This window comes from Methylobacterium sp. 174MFSha1.1 (assembly GCF_900116815.1).
Classification (GTDB): Bacteria; Pseudomonadota; Alphaproteobacteria; order Rhizobiales; family Beijerinckiaceae; genus Methylobacterium.
Genome location: NZ_FPCB01000011.1, coordinates 1 through 18,877 on the forward strand (window position 1 = coordinate 1; position 18,877 = coordinate 18,877).

Annotated in this window: 7 protein-coding genes; 1 reads left to right on the top strand and 6 read right to left on the bottom strand. The window is 71.1% G+C overall.

Translation table 11 applies throughout. The features are described 5' to 3' along the window. The 4 genes from BM430_RS10120 to BM430_RS10135 form a co-directional block, all read right to left on the bottom strand. A partial coding sequence (locus BM430_RS10120; protein WP_093567136.1) for a beta strand repeat-containing protein occupies window positions 1–7,660 on the bottom strand: 7,660 nt, incomplete at its 3' end. A gap of 111 nt (window positions 7,661–7,771) precedes the next feature. Next, entirely contained in the window at window positions 7,772–9,619 is a 1,848-nt protein-coding gene (locus BM430_RS10125) for a ShlB/FhaC/HecB family hemolysin secretion/activation protein (protein WP_244539422.1), read from the bottom strand. Window positions 9,620–10,080: 461 nt separating this feature from the next. Next, window positions 10,081–11,526 carry a short-chain fatty acid transporter gene (locus BM430_RS10130; protein WP_093567137.1) on the bottom strand — a complete coding sequence of 482 codons (1,446 nt, stop codon included), beginning with the start codon at window positions 11,524–11,526 and terminating at the stop codon, window positions 10,081–10,083. A gap of 22 nt (window positions 11,527–11,548) precedes the next feature. Then, complete coding sequence (locus BM430_RS10135) at window positions 11,549–14,908, bottom strand: molybdopterin-dependent oxidoreductase (RefSeq protein ID WP_093567138.1); 3,360 nt, start codon at window positions 14,906–14,908, stop codon at window positions 11,549–11,551. A gap of 204 nt (window positions 14,909–15,112) precedes the next feature. Here BM430_RS10135 and BM430_RS10140 point away from each other — a divergent pair, with 204 nt between their 5' ends. After that, the gene (locus BM430_RS10140; protein ID WP_244539423.1) at window positions 15,113–15,808 is read left to right on the top strand and encodes a GntR family transcriptional regulator; all 696 of its coding nucleotides are present in this window, start codon (window positions 15,113–15,115) and stop codon (window positions 15,806–15,808) included. 40 nt (window positions 15,809–15,848) lie between these two features. Here BM430_RS10140 and BM430_RS10145 read toward each other — a convergent pair whose 3' ends face one another. Continuing rightward, window positions 15,849–17,036 (bottom strand): MFS transporter, encoded by a 1,188-nt coding sequence (locus BM430_RS10145; RefSeq protein ID WP_093567139.1) that lies wholly within the window; start codon window positions 17,034–17,036, stop codon window positions 15,849–15,851. An 18-nt stretch (window positions 17,037–17,054) separates the two neighbouring features. Beyond that, window positions 17,055–18,278 (bottom strand): MFS transporter, encoded by a 1,224-nt coding sequence (locus BM430_RS10150; protein WP_093567140.1) that lies wholly within the window; start codon window positions 18,276–18,278, stop codon window positions 17,055–17,057. Window positions 18,279–18,877: the final 599 nt, after the last annotated feature.

Here is an 18,877-nt window from a genome sequence, read left to right on the forward strand (position 1 = left end):
CATAGGTCAGGCTGCCGAGCGGCGCGGTGCCGGTGCCGTCGTAGACCTTCGTGGCGGTGCCCGCGAGCGAGGCGGTCAGCGACGCCTTGCCGACGTTCAGGGCGCCGTCCGCGAAGCTGACGGCATAGTTGGCCGAGGTCAGTCCGGACGGGGTGATGGCGTAGGAGCCGGCATTCACTGCGCCCTGCGCCGTGCCGCCATAGGTCAGGGTGCCGCCCAGCGCCGAACCGGTCTCGCCGTTGACGAGGCCCGCATACGAGACGCCGTTGCCGCCGGTGAACGCCTGACCATCGTAGGTCTTGCTCGCGGCGTTGGCGGTGACCGTCAGCGGCGCCGGTGTGATCGCGCCGATCGCCGCGGAGGCGGTGGTCGAGGTGAGCGCGTAATTGCCGGAGGCCGCGCCCGAGAGCGAGAGCCCCGAGACCGTCACGGTCTTGCCGGTGCCCGCCTGGGCGGAACCGTAGGCGGCGGCGGTGCCCGCCACCGTCACGGCGTCGGTGCCGACGCGGCCCGACAGGCCATAGGTCAGGCTGCCGAGCGGCGCTGCGCCGGTGCCGTCGTAGACCTTGGTGGCGGTGCCCGCGAGCGAGGCGGTCAGCGACGCCTTGCCGACGGTGAGGGCGCCGTTCGCGAAGCTGATGGCGTAGTTGCCGGAGGTCAGGCCGGACGGGGTGATGGCGTAGGAGCCGGCATTCACCGCGCCCTGCGCCGTCCCGCCATAGCTCACGGTACCGCCCAGCACCGAAGCGGTCTCTCCGTTGACGAAGCCCGCATAGGTGACGCCGTTGCCGCCCGTGAACGCCTGGCCGTCATAGGTCTTGCTCGCCGCCTTGGCGGTGACGGTCAGCGGGCCCGGCGTGATCGTGCCGATCAACCCGGAGGTCGTGGTGGCGGCGAGCTGGTAGTTGCCGGCGCCTGCCCCCGCCAGGGCGAGACCCGACACGGTCACCGCCTTGCCGGTGCCGGCCTGGGCAGTGTCGTAGGTCGCGCCCGAGCCCGCCACCGTCACCGCGTCCGTGCCGACGACGCCGGACTGGATGTAGGTGCGGCCGCCCAGCGGCTTGGCGGCGTAGATCGTGGCGCCGGACAGGGTGTAGGTGAGGCCGTCCAGCCCGGCGACGGCGTTGCCGTCATAGACCTTCGCGGCGACGCCCCCGATGGTCACGGCCAGCGTCTTGGCGTAGACGCTCAAGGCGCCATCCGCGAAGGTGATAGCGTAGTTGCCGGAGGTCAGGCCGGACGGGGCGATGGTGTAGGAGCCGGCATTCACCGCGCTCTGCGCCGTGCCGGCGTAGGTTACGCTGCCGCCGAGGACGGACGCGCCTTCGCCGTTGACGAAGCCCGCATAGGTGACGCCGTTGCCACCCGCATAGGCCTGACCGTCATAGGTCTTGCCCGCAGCCCTGGCGGTGACCGTCAGCGGGCCCGGCGTGATCGTGCCGATCGACCCGGAGGTCGTGGTGGCGGCGAGCTGGTAGTTGCCGGCGCCTGCCCCCGCCAGGGCGAGACCCGACACGGTCACCGCCTTGCCGGTGCCGGCCTGGGCGGTGTCGTAGGTCGCGCCCGAGCCCGCCGCCGTCACGGTGTCGCTGCCGACGATCCCCGACAGGGTGGTGGTGATGGCGCCGAGCGGGGCCGTGGCGGTGCCGTCGTAGGTCTTGGTGGCGCTGCCGCCGAGGGAGGCGGTGAGCGGGGCCTTGTTCACGGTGAGGACGCCATCCGCGTAGGTGATGGCATAGTTGCCCGCGGTCAGGCCGGACGGGGTGATGGCGTAGGAGCCGGCATTCACCGCGCCCTGCGCCGTGCCGCCGTAGGTCACGCTGCCGCCGAGGACGGAGGTGCCTTCGCCGTTGACGAGGCCCGCATACGAGACGCCGTTGCCGCCCGTGTAGGCCTGACCGTCATAGGTCTTGCTCGCCGCGTTGGCCGTGACCGTCAGCGGCGCCTGGTTCACGCTCAGGGCGCCGTCCGCGAAGGTGATGGCGTAGTTGCCGGAGGTCAGGCCGGACGGGGTGATGGCGTAGGAGCCGGCATTCACCGCGCCCTGCGCCGCGCCGCCATAGGTCAGCGTACCGCCGAGCACCGCGGCGGTCTCGCCGTTCACGAGGCCCGCATAGGCGACGCCGTTGCCGCCCGCATAGGCCTGTCCGTCATAGGTCTTGCTCGCCGCGTTGGCGGTGACCGTCAGCGGCGCCGGGGTGATCGTGCCGATCGCCGCCGAGGCGGTGGTCGAGGCCAGGACGTAGTTGCCCGCAGCGGTCCCCGACAGGCCGAGGCCCGTCACGGTCACGGTCTTGCCGGTCCCGGCCCCGGCGCTGTCGAAGATCGCGCCGGTGCCAGCGACGGAGACGCCGGGGGTGTCCGCCGGCGCCACGCCCGAAAGGCTGTAATTGGTCGGCAGCAGCGAGGCGGTGGTGCCGTCATAGGTCTTCGAGACGGTGCCGACCAGCGAGGCCGTCACCGTGGCGGGGATGATGGTGAGGCCGTACGGGTTCGGGACGGTGACGACGCGGTAGACCCTGCCCGCCGAGCCGGTCACCACCGCGTCCGACGCGGTGACGTCGTAAGTGCCGACGGGCGAGGTGAGGGTCGCGCTCGTCGAGAAGATGCCGGGATTGGTGACGAAATCGCCGGGCCGGAGGCCGGCATAGATCCCGACGAAATTCGGGTTGCTCGTGTTGTACGGGCGCCTGACGGAGACCGGCGTCACGCCGATGACGGGTGAGACGCCGTAGAGCTCCGGGTAGTGGGCGGTCGAGACGCCGCCCTGACCGGCCTGGTTCGGCGGGGCCCAGACGTATTCGAAGCTGAAGCCCGGATAGTTGGTCCTGAACGACGCCCGGTCCTGCATCTGCGCGGTGGTCAGGCCGGTGGCATTGGTATTGGCTGTATTGCCGTACGGATTCTGAACTCCCGCCGTGTCGACGTTCCAGTAGGCTCCATAGACGTTGCCGCCTTCGGCGCCGACGAGCGCGCCGACGTCGCCCTGGCCCGAGACGGCGCCGGTGGCGTAGACCCCGAAGATGAGGCCATATGTTCCGGCCCGGCCGGTCACTCCGCCGACGGCGCTCGTGCCGCCGACGTTGCCGGTGGCATAGGCTTGGCCAAGTTGGCTGAACGACCCGCTCTGGCCGATCAGGCCGCCGACGTCGAAGCGGCCGTTCACGTCGCCGCCGGCATAGGACGCATAGACGAACCCGTCGTTCGTTCCGATCAGGCCTCCGGTCCGGTCGGTGCCGAAGACGGGACCGGTGGCGTAGGACTGGACGATAGTACCGCCGTTGGCGCCGACCAGGCCGCCCACGTCGTTCGAGCCGGTGACGAGGCCGGTCGAGGAGGATCCGGTGATGGCGGCGGCGAGATTCTGGCCGACCAGTCCACCCGTGTATTGGCCGCCGGAGACCGGGCCGGTGTTGGAGGCGCGGGTGATGGTGCCGAAATTGAGGCCGACCAGTCCACCCGTGTATTGATTGCCGACGACGTAGCCGCCGACGAGGGCGATGTCGGTGATCGTGCTGGCGCTCCCGAGGGCGCCGATCAGCCCGACGGCGGAGCTCGATGGTCGGTTGATGGTCAGCCCGGTGACGGCGCGGCCGGCCCCGTCCAGGCGACCCGTGAAGGGCACGTAGAGGTCGCCGACCGGCACGAAACCGCCGCTCCCGAAGATGCCGGCCGCGTTCGTCCCCGCTGTCTCCCTCGCGTCGATGTTGGAGGCGAGCCGATAGCTGCCCGCGAGGTCCGTCCCCATCAGCTGCAGCTGGTGCAGGTTCGACACCGCGACCACGCCGCTGGCGTCGGCAGCGGCCGCCTCGGCGCGCAGGATCGGCCGCATGTCGCCGGCCTGGTACCAGGTGCTGGTGAAATCCCAGTTCGTGTAGCTCGACGATGACCGGGCGCTGGATCCAGCGCTGCTCAGACCCGTCAAGCCGACGACGTTGCTTGAACCGAGTCCCGTAGATTTACCGGAACTATCCTTGTCCCAAAAACTTGAGACGAAACTGCTTCCGCTTCCAATCATTCCACCGGCAAATCCCCCGACATGCGTGCTGCCTGTCACGTTCCCGGAAGAGTACGATTCGCTGATGCGGCCGAAACGGGAGGTCGAGAAACCGTTCAAGCCGACCAGGCCGCCAACGTAGTCTGTTCCCGTCACCTTCCCCGTCGAATAAGATTGGTCGACCTTCCCTACATTAAGCGTTCCGCCGGTTCCATCGTTTGCGCCGAGCAGGCCTCCGACCTGTTTAGCTCCCGACACCTCTCCGGACGCATATGACCGCGAGATGGCGCCTGTATAATTCTGCCCGACCAGGCCGCCGATCGATTCGCCGCTGCCTGTCACGCGGCCGGTTGCATAGGACAGGTTCACCGTGCTGTTGTTCCAGCCGACGAGGCCGCCCACGTAGCTCGCGCCCGAGACGCTGCCGGTGACGTAGGACTGGCTCACCATGCCGTAGTTGCGACCGACGAGGCCACCCACCATGCTGTCGCCGGTGACGCTGCCGCCGACGAGGCCGACACCGCTCACGGAGCCGCCCGCGTTGAGCTGGCCGATCAGCCCCGTGTAACTGAAGCCCGGACGGGCGATGGTCAGGCCTGTGATCGTGCGGCCCGCTCCGTCCAGAGTCCCCGTGAAGGCCGTTCCCGGGTTACCCACCGGTACAAAGCCGCCCGTTCCGAAGATGCCGGCCGCGTTCGTGCCCGCCGTCTCGCTCGCATCGATGTTGGCGGTGAGCTGGTACTGCCCGGCGAGGTTCGCGCCCATCAGCTGCAACTGGTGTGCGTTGGAGATGGCGATGACGCCGTTGGCATCCGCCGTCGCCGCCTCGGAGCGCAGGATCGGCCGCATGTCGCCGGCCTGGTACCAGACGGTGGTGAAGTCGAAGCCGGAGTAGTTCGAGGCAGAGCGCGCCTGCGCGCTGGTCAACCCCGTGGCGCCTGTCGTCGCGCCGCCAGCCGTCTGACCCGTGCTGTCCTTGTCCCAGTAGCTGCTCGTTATGACGCCAGAGTTGCTGCCGACCAGACCGCCCGAACTGCCGCTCCCGCCCGAGAGCGATACTCTGCCGGACGCATAAGACTGGATGACCCTGGACGCCCCGCCGCTGACGTTGCCGACGAGACCGCCGATCAAGCCGGTACCTACGACGCTTCCGGTGGCGTAGGACTGGCTTACAGTGCCGGCGAGGGCTCCGACGAGGCCGCCCACGCTACTTGAAGTGCCTGAGACACTGCCGGAAGCATAGGATTGGCTCACCGTGCTGCCTGTGTCGGCACCGCCGATGAGGCCGCCGACCCCGGCCGCCCCCCGGACACTGCCTGTCGCGTAGGACTGGCTCACCGCGATGCCTTTGGTGTAGCCGATGAGGCCGCCCACGAAGTTGCCGGAGCCCGAGACGCTTCCTGTGGCGTAGGACTGTCTCACAGTGCCGCCGTTGCTGTAGCCGATGAGGCTGCCCACCTGGCTAGCGCCCGAAACGCTGCTTCCGGCGAGTCCGACGTTGCTCACGCTCCCGCCTGAGCCGAGATAGCCGAACAGCCCGACGTTGCTCTGGGTCGGCCGTGTGAGGGACAATCCGGTGATCGTGCGGCCCGCCCCGTCCAGGCTGCCGGTGAACGTGGCGGCGTTGCTACCCACAGGCTTGAAGCCGGCGCCGCCGTTCCAAGCGACGGTGCCCGACGCATCCACGTCACCGGCCAGCTGATAGCTCGCCGCCCGGTAGCCCGCCGACGTACCCATGCCCTGCACGCCGTAGATGTCGGTCAGCTGGTACGGGCCGGCGCTCGTGCCCGCCCCTCCCGACGCCCGCAGGAACGAGCCCCCCGTCACCTGGAAGTCGCCGGCCGCGAAGCCCGGCAGGCTCGCGGCGTTCTGGATCCAGTCGCCGGACGTCAGCGCGAAGCGGCCCACCGAGACCGCGTCCGTCGCCGAGATCGTCTGGCCGCTGCCGGCGGTCAGGGTCAGGCCACCGGCCGTGGCGTTGATCGTGCCGTTGAGCGCGATGGTCCCCGCCGCCTGCAGGGTCAGCACCGCCCCGCTGCCCCACGCCAGCGGCGCCGCCACCGTGATCGTTCCGGCCTGGCTGCCGCTCGTCCCGGTCGAGACCGTCACGTTGGCGCTGCCGAGCGCCGTCAGCAGCGTGCCGGCATTGATCACCGAATCGTCGCCGGTCGCGGCAAAGCCGTCGCCGGTGGTCTGCACCCCCGACGAGATCGTCACGTTGTAGGGGTCGAGCAGCAGCGTGCCGAAGGCGCCCTTCGCGGCGGTCAGGTCGGTGCGGCCGTCATAGGCGAGGTGCCCCTTCGACGACACCTCCGCCTCGCCGCCGTTCCCGCTCAGTGCGCCGCCCCGGGCGCTGATCGTGCCGGCGAACCGCGTGCTCGCATCCGACCACACCACCACGTCGCCGCCCGTGCCGGCCGCGATCGCGTCCGCCCGGATCTCCGTCCCGGCATCGATCGTCACGCTCTGCGCGTGCGCCAGCCGCCCGGCGCCCTCGCGCCCGCCGCCGAGCCGCACCACGCCCCCGCCCGTCGCGCCGGAGACGTCGATCCGCGCCAGCGTCAGCGCCATCTCCGGCGCCGTCGCCACGACACGGCCGCCCTGGCCGCTCCGGCCCGTCGCCGAAAGCGTCCCGGTGAGCGCCAGGCCTTCCGTCGCCCGCACCGAGATCCGCCCGCCGCGCCCGCCCGAGGCGTCGAGGTTGCCCGCCACCGTCACGTTGCGCCCGGTGACCCGCACCCGGCCGCCGGATTCCGTCCCCGCCCCCGAGGCGTCGAGCCGCGCCTTGACGCCGACCGTCACCGTTCCGTCGCCGCCCGAGAGCGTGATGCTGCCGTTGCGCCCCGAGACCGCGCGCGCCTCGACCGTGCCGGACAGGTTCACTGCCTGGCGCGCCATGTCCCGCGCGGCGGCCGCCGTCAGCACCACGCTGCCGCCATCGGCCGAGATCGTGCCCGAATGCGAGACCAGCGCGCCGCGGCCCTTGGCGTTCGTCGGCACCTGCACCTGCAGGAACCCGTCGCCCGAGAGATCCAGCGTCGCCCGCTCGCCCGAGCCGAGGCCGACTTTGCCCATCGGCACCGCGATCGTGCCGGTGTTCGACACCCGTCCGCCGATCAGCGCCGCGTAGCCGCCGCGCCCGACCGTGATCGTGCCGTGGTTCGTCACCTTCGCCGAGGCGCCCGAGCCGCGGAACTGCCGCCGGCCCGCCTTGAAGTCCTCGTCGGCGATGCCGAGCGTCGAGGCGACGAAGCCGCCCTCGGCATTGACCCGGCCGGACCGCGTGATGGTGATGCCGTTCGGGTTGACGAGGTAGACCTGCCCGTTGGCATTGAGCTGCCCGGCGATGGTCGAGGGCGTGTCCCCGGTCACCCGGTTGAGGATCGCCGATTGCGCGTCGGGCTGGCGGATGTCGACCCGGTTGTTGCTCCCGATCGAGAAGCCCTGCCAGTTGACGATCGCCGACTGGCTCGACTGCGTGATCGTCATCGCCCCGCCCGAGGGCGCGCCGATCGTCACCCCGCCCGAGACGACGTGGCCGCCGGTCGGCAGAGCTTGTCCGCCCGCCGGCAGGCCCTGCGCCCGGGCGGGCACGATTCCGACGAGCGCGGTCGAGGTGAGGAGGACGGCGACGAGCGACGAGCTGAGACGGGCGACGGGCATCACGGCCGGATCCTCTGGGCATCCTCGGGTCGGCGCGCGACCGGCGCAGCCGCGACCCTGGTGCGGGAACGGGAAGGGGGAGGCGAGCGGACGCGCGACCCGCGCGTCCGCTCAGAACTGGAGCGCGACGCTGAAGGTCAGGCGGTTGTCGGCGGGCAGGCGGTCCGAGCGCTCGGACCGGCCGTATTCCACCGTCACCGCCGCGTTGGTGAAGCTGAAACTCGGGGCCGTCGCGATCCGCAGGCCCGCCCCGTAGGACAGGCCCCGCACCATCGGCCGCTCGAACGCCGTCGGCCGCTGCTGGCGCACCAAGCCGAACGCCCCGAACCCGTACGGGCTCAGCACGACGGCGCCGGGCGTCGCGTCCACCGGCGGCAGGCCGGTGCCCTGCTGGGCCGGGATCGACGGCAGGGCGAAGGGCAACGTCACCGGCACGATGAAGGGAAATTGCAGCTCGCCCCGGGTCACGTAACCCTCGTCGCCCTGGAGCAGGCCGGAATCGAAGGTCGAGAGCCCGGAGAGATTCGCGATGCCGATCTGCTCGGCGCGGGCGAGCGCCTGGTTGAACGAGGTCTGGGCCCGGGCCCGGACGTCGAAGGTGAGGTGCTCGGCCAGCGGCTGGGTGAAGGCGAGCGCGGCCTCCACCTTCTGGAATTCCGGCCGCGCGCCGAGGCGCGACAGGGCCGGCAGCCCGGCGCCGGCCAAAGGCGCCTCGCGCGCGCCGAGACCGTCGATGCCGAACGAGGCGGTCAGGCGCCCGCTGAGCACGCCCTCGCTGGGCAGGAACCACAGGAAGTCGGTGGCGCCGCGGGCGACGCGCAACCGGTCGAGGGAGAAGGGCGCCTCCACCGGCACGCGGATATTCACCCGCTCCTCCTGCGCGTCGAAGGCGGCCTCGGTGTTGAGGGTGAAGTCGCGCGAGCGGATCAGCGGGTAGCGCAGGCGGGCCGAGTAGCGCGAGAACTCGGAGCCGAAGCCGACCGAGCCGGGCAGCACCCGCGGAGTGGTGCGGGTGTCGGTGGCCTCGAGCGTCAGGGTCAGGCCGTCGGTGCCGAGCGGCAGGATCAGGCCGACGGCGAGCGCGCGATTGCGCGGTTCGCCCCCCAGGAAGGCGGCGGTGCCGCCGGTGGTCGGCAGGCCGAAGGTGCGGAAGTACAGGACCTCGCCATGGCCGGTGGGCGAGTTGAGGTCGAGCCCGAGCGAGGCGGTGTAGCGGCCGAGGGAGGAGGCCAGCACGTTGTCGATGCCGGTGAAACCTGTGACGGCCTTGTAGCGGGCCTCGACGACGAGGACGCTGGCGCCCGGCACCTGGCCCGGGGCGAGGGTGGAGCGCAACGCGGTCCCGGGCATGTCGCCGGCGAGCAGCAGCTTGCGCTCGAGGAGGCCGAGGGTCAGGCCGCGTGTGCCGACGAGGGGGGCGAGGATGGCGGCGGCGCGGTCGCGGATCTCGGGGGGCAGGGTGGAGACGTCGACGCGCTCGATGACGCCGTCGACGACGAGGAGGCGGACGTCGCCGCCGTCGCGCAGCTGCTGGGCCGGGAGGACGACGCGCACGAGGGCGAAGCCGGCTCTGGCATAGGCCTGTTCGAGCTCGCGCGCGGCGGCGAAGATCTCGGCGGCGGAGACGTCGCGTCCGGAGAGACGGGCTTCGAGGGCGGCGGTGGCGGCGCCGAGGGCGGGCAATCCGCCCTGGACGTCGAGGCGCCGGACGCGCACGGAGAGCGCCTCGGCGCCGGCGGGCGCTTCGAGGCCGGTACCCTCCGGAATGGCAATGGCGCCGCCCTGGCGCTGGAGCGGCGGGCTGAACGACGGCGGGGTGATCTGCGACGCGGTCTGGGCGAGGGCCGGAGCGGCGCTCAGGGCGAGGAGGAGCGCGAATGCACTGACAGAGCGTCCGACCCGGCGCGACGGATCGGAAAATATTCCGCCCCGGTTCGCGCTTTGAATGCTGATCGACACGCTCTCTCTCCGCCCACCCGACCCCGAAGCGCTGCACTTATAGGGTAAGCCCGTAAGTCGAGAATTGGTATTTTCGTTGTTCCTCGACCAAGAGCCAGAAGTGTTGCAATTTTGTGTCGCCAGCGCGACTTGCAATCAGAAGTTCATCAGATTTAAATCCTAGGTGTTTATTTTCTTATCTCTATGCATTTGTATTGCGCACGAATCTGATCGATGGACACGTCAAAGCTGTCAAGAGAAATATTATTCAACAGATGTGTTGTGAAAATATTACCTGCGCTCGACCTGAGCGTGCAATGCAGATCGCATTTCGAACAAACCATCTCTTCAATGTCGCAGCGTCATGATCGTCTCGGCTTCCGGATAGGAAAGTCCGGTTCCAGACGGATCATATCGTCAGGCGCGCGAGTCATACAGGCTCGGTCATGCCAAGCCTGATCTTGATTTCATCGAGCGACGCCCTACGGAATCACTGGCGGCGCGTAGGTGAAGGTCGTCATCAGGATGGAGGCCAGGATCATCACGATCGGGAAGTGGATGAAGAACTGCATCGACGTGTAGCCGATCAGGTCCTTCGACTTCAGTCCGAGCACGCCGAGCAGCGGCAGCATCCAGAACGGATTGATGAAGTTCGGCAGCGTCTCGGCGATGTTGTAGACCATGACGGTCCAGCCGAGATGGGCGCCGACCTCGTTGGCGGCCTTCATGACGTAGGGTGCCTCGATCACCCACTTGCCGCCGGCCGAGGGGATGAAGAAGCCGAGCGTCGCCGAATACAGGCCGACGATGGCCGAGAACGTGCCGGTGTCGTGCGCCAGGCTGACGAATCCGTGCGCGATCGTGTCCGACAGGGTGGTCCCGGAGGCGTTCTTCACCCGGGTCAGCATGTAGGCGATCCCGCCGTAGAACGGGAACTGGAGCAGGACGCCGGCGACGCTCGGCATCGCGTGCGAGAAGCTCGTCAGGAAGCTCCGCGGCCGCCAGTGCAGCAGGGCGCCGAGGAGCAGGAAGACGAAGTTGTAGGTGTTGAGACCCGACAGCGTGATGAGCGGGTTGCCGGCCCGGAAGGTCTCGTAGAGCCACCCCGCCGCCAGGACGACCGTGAGGATCGTCAGGATCGGGCTGAATTCGAGGAAGTCGCCGGGCCGGGTCGGGCGCTGCTCCGCGATCCGCGACTCCGCCACGCTCACGCCGAGATCGGACGCCGTGACGGCGTTGGCGTCGGACGGCGTGGTGAAATGGCAGATCGCCGCCGAGAGCAGGGTGCCGACGCCGATCACCACGAGGTTCTGCCAAGTCAGGATTGTCTCGTAGAAGCTGATCACGCCGGTGATCGGCATCAGCGAGGCCGGGATGCTGGCGGGCGTGGCCTGGAGCTGGGCGGCCGACGAGCTGATCCCGAGCGTGAACCCGAAGCCGAGGCCGAGATAGCCCGCCGCGCCCGCGGCGCGGTAATCGAGCCGGATGTCGGTGCGGCGGGCGATCTCGCGCACCAGCAGGCCTGAGAAGATCAGGCTCACGCCCCAGTTCACCAGGGACAGGAGGATGCTGACCACGCCGACGAAGACGACGGCGCTTCGCCCGGTCCGGGGCAGGGACGCCGCGCGGCGCATCAGCCGCGCCACCGGCGGCGACACCGCAACGACGTAGCCGCCGACCGCCACGAGGGCCATCTGCATGGTGAACGGGATCAGGCTCCAGAACCCGTCGCCGAAGGCCCGGCTGACGCTCACCGCCTCGCCGCCATGGAGGAGCGCGCCGGCGGCAACCAGGATGGCGGCCAGCAGCACGAAGACGTAGGCGTCGGGAAACCACCGCTCGGCGAAGGCCACCATCACCTGCGACAGGCGCACCAGGACGTTCTCGCGCGGCGGCGCCGCGGCTTTGGGAGCGTGGACGGTGTTCATGACGGGGATCCTTCTCGGAAAATCAGGCGTCGAGCACGCAATCGGCGAGCGGGACGGCGCGGCAGGTCAGGCAATGGTCGGGGGGGCCGTCATAGGCGGCGAGATGCGCGACCGACCCGGCCGCGACCCGGACCTGGCAGCTCTCGCACTGGCCGGTGCGGCAGCCGCTCGGCAGGCGGAGCCCGGCGGCCTCCGCGGCGTCGAGCAGGGTTCCCGCCCCGGGCGACCAGCGGAAGGTCGTCTCGCTGCGGGCGAGCGTGACTGTGCGCGGCGCGAGGTTCGCCGGGACCTCCGTGCGGGTGGTGAACAGTTCGCTCGCGATGTCGTAGAGCGGCAGCCCCCAGGCGAGCAGAAGGGCGCTGGCATCCGCCACGAACGCCTCCGGGCCGCAGAGATAGGCGAGGGGGCGCCGGCCCGGGAACGGTGACGTCATCGCGCGCAGGGCGAAGCGGGCCCGGTCGTAGTCCCGGCCGGGGACGTCCTCGGGTGCCGGCCGCGTGAAGATCTGCGTCGCAGTGAGGCCCGGCAGGCGGGAGGCGAGCGCCCGCAGCCGGGAGCCGAACGGATGGGCGCGCCCGTCGCGGCAGATCGAGACGAGATGGATGTCAGGGGGACGGGTGCCAGCCTCCGCCAGCGCCGCGAGATAGCTCACGAAGGGGGTGATGCCGATGCCGGCGGCGAACAGGAGGACGGGCCGGTCCCCGTCGCGGGGCGGGGTGAAGGTGCCCTGCGGCGCCTCCAGCACCAGGCGCGCGCCCGTCTGAAGCCCGTGGAGATGCGTCGACATCCGCCCCGGCGCCGCATTCCCCGGATCGACGCGCTTCACGGCGATCTCGTAGCGGTCGGGATTCTCATGCGGCCCGGTGAGGGAGTAGGACCGCGCCAGCCCGTCTTCCGTCGCCACCCGCACGTGCTGCCCGGGCCGGAAACTCGCGAGGGGAAAGCCATCCGCGGGGGCGAGCGACAGGGCGACGATGTCCGCCGCCTCGCGCCGGATCTCCGCGACCGTGAAGGCCCGCCCGCCGCTCCACCAGCCCCGGCTCCGCTCCTCGTCCCGGGCGACCTCGCAGGCGACCGCGCGCAGCGGCACCGAGCCGCTCACCGGATCCCGGTCCGCGTCGGAGAGCGCGTCGTTGACGTTCAGGGTGCCCGGTCCGGTGCTCGGGCTGCGCGGCCGGCCGAGCGGCGGGCAATCCTCCCACCAGCCGAATTCCGCGATGACGACGTCGTCCGCCAAAGCCGGGTCGATCCGGGCGCGCAGCCGCGCCGTCCCGTGTGCCGTGCGCAGGACGATCCAGTCGCCGTCCTGGATGCCCCTGGCCGCGGCGGCCGCGGGGCTGAGCTCGGCTTCAGGGTCGGGAGCCTTGCGGCGCAACGAGGCGACGTGCCGGTGCGAGCTGTGCACGTACCAGCCCGACTTCGCGGTCGAGAGCCAGAGCGGCAGAGCCGGGTCGCCGCCGCCGGCGGGCGGGACATAAGCCGCCAGCGGAGGCTGGCCGTGCGCCAGCAGGAGCTCGGAATAGAGCTCGGCCCGGCCCGTCGGCGTGGCGAAGCCCCGCGGCCGGCCGTCCTCGCCCGGCGCGGCGTACTTGCGCTCCGAGAGGACTTGCGGGACGCGGATGCCCTCCGGGCGGGCGCGCAGGTCCGCCACGGTGAGCCCGAGCGGCGCGAGCTGGTGGTTCCAGCCCGCCTCGACCGAGCCGCCGAAGAACGCCTCCGCGTGGCCGAGCCGGCAGGCCAGGTCGAACACGATGTCGTAATCCGCCCGGGTCTCGGGCAGGCCTGAGACCATGGCCTGGCGCAGCTGCACCAGTTCCGCGGCCTCCTGGGTGATCTCGAAGCCGACCCGCAGCGCCTCGCGCTCCCAGGGCATGCTGGCCGGGAGCACGATGTCGGCGTTCTCCGCCGTCGGGTTCAGGAACATGTCGACGTGGACGTGGAAGCCGAGGGCCCGCAGCGCGTCCCGGTTGCGCGACGACGCCCCTTGCGAGACCACGATGTTGGAGCCGAAGCTCATCAGCGCCTCGACCCGGTAGGGCTCGCCCTCGGTCACCGCGCGGGCGAAGTCGCGGGCGGTGATCCAGCCCCTTGACGGCGGACCGAGGGGAAGCGCGTCGATCCCGAGGGCCTTGGCGCGCTGGTGCGGCGCCAGCAGCCCGTAATCGTTCACGCTGCGGGAGGGCGGCGGCACGGTCCACAGATTGCCGCCGGCCCGGTCGCTGGCGCCGGTCAGCGCGTAGAGGGAGGCGATCGCCCGCTCGGTCTGGGTCGCGTTGGTGTGCTGCCCGACCCCGGTCCAGGAATGGTAGGCGAGGCGGGGCGAATCCTCGAACAGCGCGTTGAACCGGGCGATGTCGTCGGGCGGAAGGCCGGTGACCGCCGCGACGTGTTCGGGCGTGTAGGCCGCGGATTCTCGCTCCAGGAGCGTCAGCGCGGTCGCGCAGGGCAGCGCCCGCCCGTCGCGCGCCCGCAGGACATCCTCGCCCCGCAGCAGGATCGCGGCATCGTCGGGATTCGCGTCGGCCGGGCGCGGCCCGTCGGCACCGAGCACCACGAACGAGGCCTCCGCGCCGCCGGGCCAAAGCTCGCCCGCCCGCACGAAGCGGCCGGTGTTGCGGTTCACCAGGAACGGCGCGTTGGTCCAGCGTCGCACGAAGGGCGCGTCGTAGCGGCCGGTCGCGATCAGGTGCCGGATCGCCCCGAGGGCGAGGGCGGCATCGGTCCCGGGGCGGATGCGCAGCCACAGATCCGCGTCCTCGCCCGAGCCCCCGCGCTTGGGGTCGACCACCGCCACCGTCGCGCCGCGGCGGCGCGCGGCCGCGACCCGGGTCGCCTGGGCGAGCCAGGTCCGGGCCGGGTTGTGCCCCCACAGCACGATCGCCTCGGCCCGGTCGTAATCGGGCACGCCGATGCCGCGCCCGAAGGTCAGCGCCTGCGCGTAATCCTTGTGCCAACCGCAGACCTCGACCGCGTAGATCAGGTTCGGGCTGCCGAAGACCCGGATGAACCGCTCGACCCACTCGAAGCTGTCGACCATCGGCGTGCCGCTCGGCGTCGTCACCGCGAAGGCGACCGCCTCGGCGCCCCGCCGCGCCCGGATCTCGCCGAGGCGGGCCGCGACCTCGGCCAGGGCCTCGTCCCAGGAGATCGGCACGAAGCCCGGATCGGGATCGTGGCGCGGCCGCGTGCGCCGGAGCGGGACGGTCAGGCGCCGCGGGCTGCCGACCATCTCGGGCGCGGCCCGCCCCTTGGCGCAGAGCGCGCTGCCGGTCGGATGGGCCGGGTTCGGCCGCACGGCGACGAGGCGACCGTCCTCGACCACGTTGAGGGAGCCGCACCGCGAGCGGCAGAGCGTGCAATAGCCGGCCTTGACCTCGGACATCACGACCCCCCGAGAGAGCATTTTCCGACGAGGCGGATGCCGGTTCGTCGGAGGTATGCAGCAAAATCAGCGAACTGCCGCGCTTCGCGACGCGGCGCGATCACGAGGCGCGTCAGGTAGCGCGTCACGCGCTAGTGTGGACCGCGTGACGCGCTACCGCAAGCGGGGTCGCGGCGCGTATAAGAGGCAGCCGGAGGGTGAAGAATGGTCAGCCAGCAGACGGACGCCGCACCGATGACCAGCGAGGCCAACCTGCGCGAGCAGGTGCAGCAGCGCCTGCGCCTCGACATCGTGTCGGGGGAGATCGGTCCGGGTACCATCCTGTCGGTGCCGGGCCTCGCCCGAACGCTCGGCATCTCGACCACGCCGGTGCGCGAGGCCCTGCTCCAGCTCTCCGGCGACGGCCTGCTGCAGCCCCTGCGCAACCGCGGCTTCTGCATCGTCCAGCCGACGCTGGAGGATCTGCGCAACCTGTTCGAGGTCCGGCTCCAGCTCGAGACCTCCGCCTTCGTGAAGCTGGTGCGGTCGGGGCTCGCCGACGTCGCGGAGCTCACGCGTCAGGCCGACGCCATCGCCCGGGCGGTGCGCACGCGCGACGTGCCGCTCTACCTCGCCGCCGACCGTGCCTTTCACCGGGAACTCCTGTCCCGGGCCGGCAACGCGGTCCTGACCGGCATCGTGATGCGGCTACGGGACACGATGCGGCTCTACGGGATCAACTCACCCGCCGGGCTGGCGCGCCAGGAGGAGTCGGTCCCCGAGCATTACCGCATCGTCGCGCTCCTGCAGCAGGGCGGTGAGGCCGAGGCGGCGGCGCTCATGCACAAGCACATCATGGATTGGGAGCCGATCTTCTCGGAGTACCTGGAATCACCGGGCGGCGCGGCGATCCCGGCGTGATCCGGGACGAGGTCTACGACGCCGGCACGACGCCAGGGTTTCACCCCCGGTCCGGCCGCAAACCCGCCGCCACGGGCAAGGCCGCGAGGCACAGGGCCGCCATGGCCCAGAACGCGCCCGGACCGAGGCGGCCGTAGAGCATGCCGCCGAGGGCGGTGAGAAGCGCGGAGGCCACGCCGAGCCCGAGGGTGCCGTAGAGGGTTTGCGCGGTCGCGGCCACGCGCTCCGGAACGTGCCGGGCGATCAGGTGCATCGCCGCGAGGTGCAAGAGTGCGAAGGTCAGGCCGTGCAGCGGCTGGATGGCGGCCAGCACCGGGACCGAGGCCGTCGAGGCCATGACCGACCATCGCAGCGCGCCGAGCCCGGCGGCGAGCATCGCCGCCCGGGCGGTGCCGAGGCGGGCCAGCAGCCAGGGGCCGGCGAGCACGAAGACGAGCACCTCCGAGGCGACCGCCTCCGACCAGAGCAGGCTGATCGCCCCCGGACCGATGCCGGCCTCGCGCCAGCGGATCACCGCGAAGCCGTCGTTCAGGGCGTGGCTGCCGATGACGAGGGCCGCGACGACGAGCATCTGCCGGAACGGCCGCAGGGCCAGGAGTTCGCGGATGCCGCCGAGCCCGGGGCGCGGCAGCCGCTCCCGCGCCGGGGCGGGCGGGACGCGCGCCGCCGCGACCGCCATGACCAGGAACATGAGGCCGCTCGACACGACGATGCTCGCGAGGCCGGCCTTCGCCACGAGCAGCCCGGAGGCGAGGGTCCCGAGCACGAAGGCCGCCGAGCCCGCGCCCCTGACCCAGCCATACGAGAAGGTGCCCTCCCGCTCCGCCGCGGCGAGTGCGAGCGCGTCGGCGAGCGGCGCGAGGGCCGCGATGGCGCCCGCGTGCAGCACGCTCACCGCCAGCAGCGGCCAGAAACCGGATCCGGCCAGGTAGGCGAAGGAGATCAGCCCGGCCGCCGCGGCGGCGATGCCGAGGACGCTTCGGGTCGCGTCGTAGCGGTCGGCGAGGTGGCCGGCGACGGGCCCCGCGGCGAGGCGCATCAGCGTGCCCGCGGCGAGCGCGATCCCGATCTCGCCCGGCGTCAGGCCGCGCTCGCCGAGGAAGCTCGGAAGAAAGGGCGATTCCGTGCCGTAGGCGGCGTAGAGCGAGCCCTGGAGCAGCACGAAGGCGGGGAACGACCCCGCCAGGGTGCCGGCAGCGGCCTTGGTCGCGCGGGTCGGCGTTTCCATCTCGCTCGCTCCTGGCCGTCACGCCGGGTCGGCCGAGGCCCGGCCGGTCCGCTCCCCCGTCGGGTCCTCGCCCGGGACGCCGCCGCCCGAGAACCGGCGCCCCACCATCCACGCCCCCAGCCCGACGGCCGCGACGGCCGCGAGGGTGAAGAACGTCGCCGGAAAGCCGAGAGACTGGGCGACGAGGCCGGCCAGGAGCGGGCTCAACGCCGCGCCCGCCCCGTAGGCCGTCATGACGCCGCCGAGCCCTGCACCGGCATGGCCCGAGCCCTTCATGATCTCGGCCACGAGCGCCGGGATGGCGACGCCGCCGAGACCCATCGCCAGGCCTTCGAGCACCTGGACCGGGATGACCAGCCACCACGACGTCGCGAAGGCCGCAAGGATGCCGCGGACCACGACCAGGCCGAGGGCCAGGGAGAGCACGCCGGCATGCCCGCGCCCCCTCGCGACGCGGGCGGCGAGCAGCGCGGCCCCGACCATCGTGGCCTGCGCGACGACGGTCATCACCCCGGTCGTCAGGCTCGGATCGGCGCCGGCCGCCGTGCGCGCCTGCGCCAGGAACGGCAGCATGGCGCCGTTCGCGGTCTGGTAGGCGAACACGACCGCCGCCAGGATCAGGAGCGGCCTGGTCTCGAGCAGGACGCGCAGCGTCGAGCGGTCGTCCTGCTCGCCGCCGCGGGCGGTGCCGTGATCGATGCTGCCCGCGTCGAGGGTCAACAGGACGCCGCAGGTGGCGACCGCCATGACCACGATGGCGATGGAGACGAAGCCCAGCCCGAGCGTGTAGCCGAGCACGCCCGAGAGGGCGGCGTTCGCGGCGTTGCCGGCATGGTTGAAGGCCTCGTTGCGCGAGACCCGGTGGCCGTAGGCCCGCTGCCCGACGATGCCGAGGGTCAGGGCCGCGACGAGCGGGGCGATGCTGGTATCGGCGACCCCGATGACGAGCTGCGACAGGCCGATCAGCCACAGGTTGTCGGTCGCGACCAGCGCGACGGCGCCGGCCGCGATGGCGAGCACGGCGAGGCCCAGCCCCGCGCGCTTGTACGCGGTCCGGTCGATCAAGGCGCCGACCGGCGTCGTGGCGAGCAGGCCCGCCAGGCCGGCGAGACCCATGGCGAAGCCCGTCGCGGCCGGATCGAAGCCCCGCTGCTGCAGGTACACGCCGAGGAAGGGGCCGAAACCTTCGCGCGCGCCCGCCAGGGCGAAGTTCAGGGCACCGAGGCTCGTGGCTGGATGCATCGCGCAGGGTCTCCGACGGTCACAGAGGTGTCGCGGCCCGCGATCGGGGTACGACGGTCTTCCAAGCCAAGAATTTCTTCCAAGAAACTTCCTGGCGGCGGAGTCTCCACCAGGTGATTTCCGGGGCACGGACGGTCGCGACGCGACGGACCGGAGACATCCCCGATGTCCGACCTTCCATCGGTTGCTCCGAATTTCGGCGGTGACTGGGCATCACCCCGGCCGTTCGTCGGTTGTCGTCGTCATCCCGTCGCGAAACGGACCGACCGCGTCGGGAATAGCCTTCGCGTTCGATGCGAGGGACAGTCGCGGGGCAAGCGATGACAGTGTGGGGCGGTTCCTGGACGATCGCACGGATAGTGCCGCGCACGTGGTCGCAGGCCTCTCGCGGGATTGAACTGCGACGCGACGAAGCGCGACGAATGGGATAGAGACCACAGGGTCATCTCCCTCCGCGACCTCATCCTGAGGTGCTGCGTAGCAGCCTCAAAGGAGGCCTCCAGAAATCTCTGCGACTCCTGGAGGCCTCCTTTGAGGTCAGTTGATTTTCAATCGACCGACACCTCAGAGCCTGTTTGAGTTGGTCGACCGCATTGAAC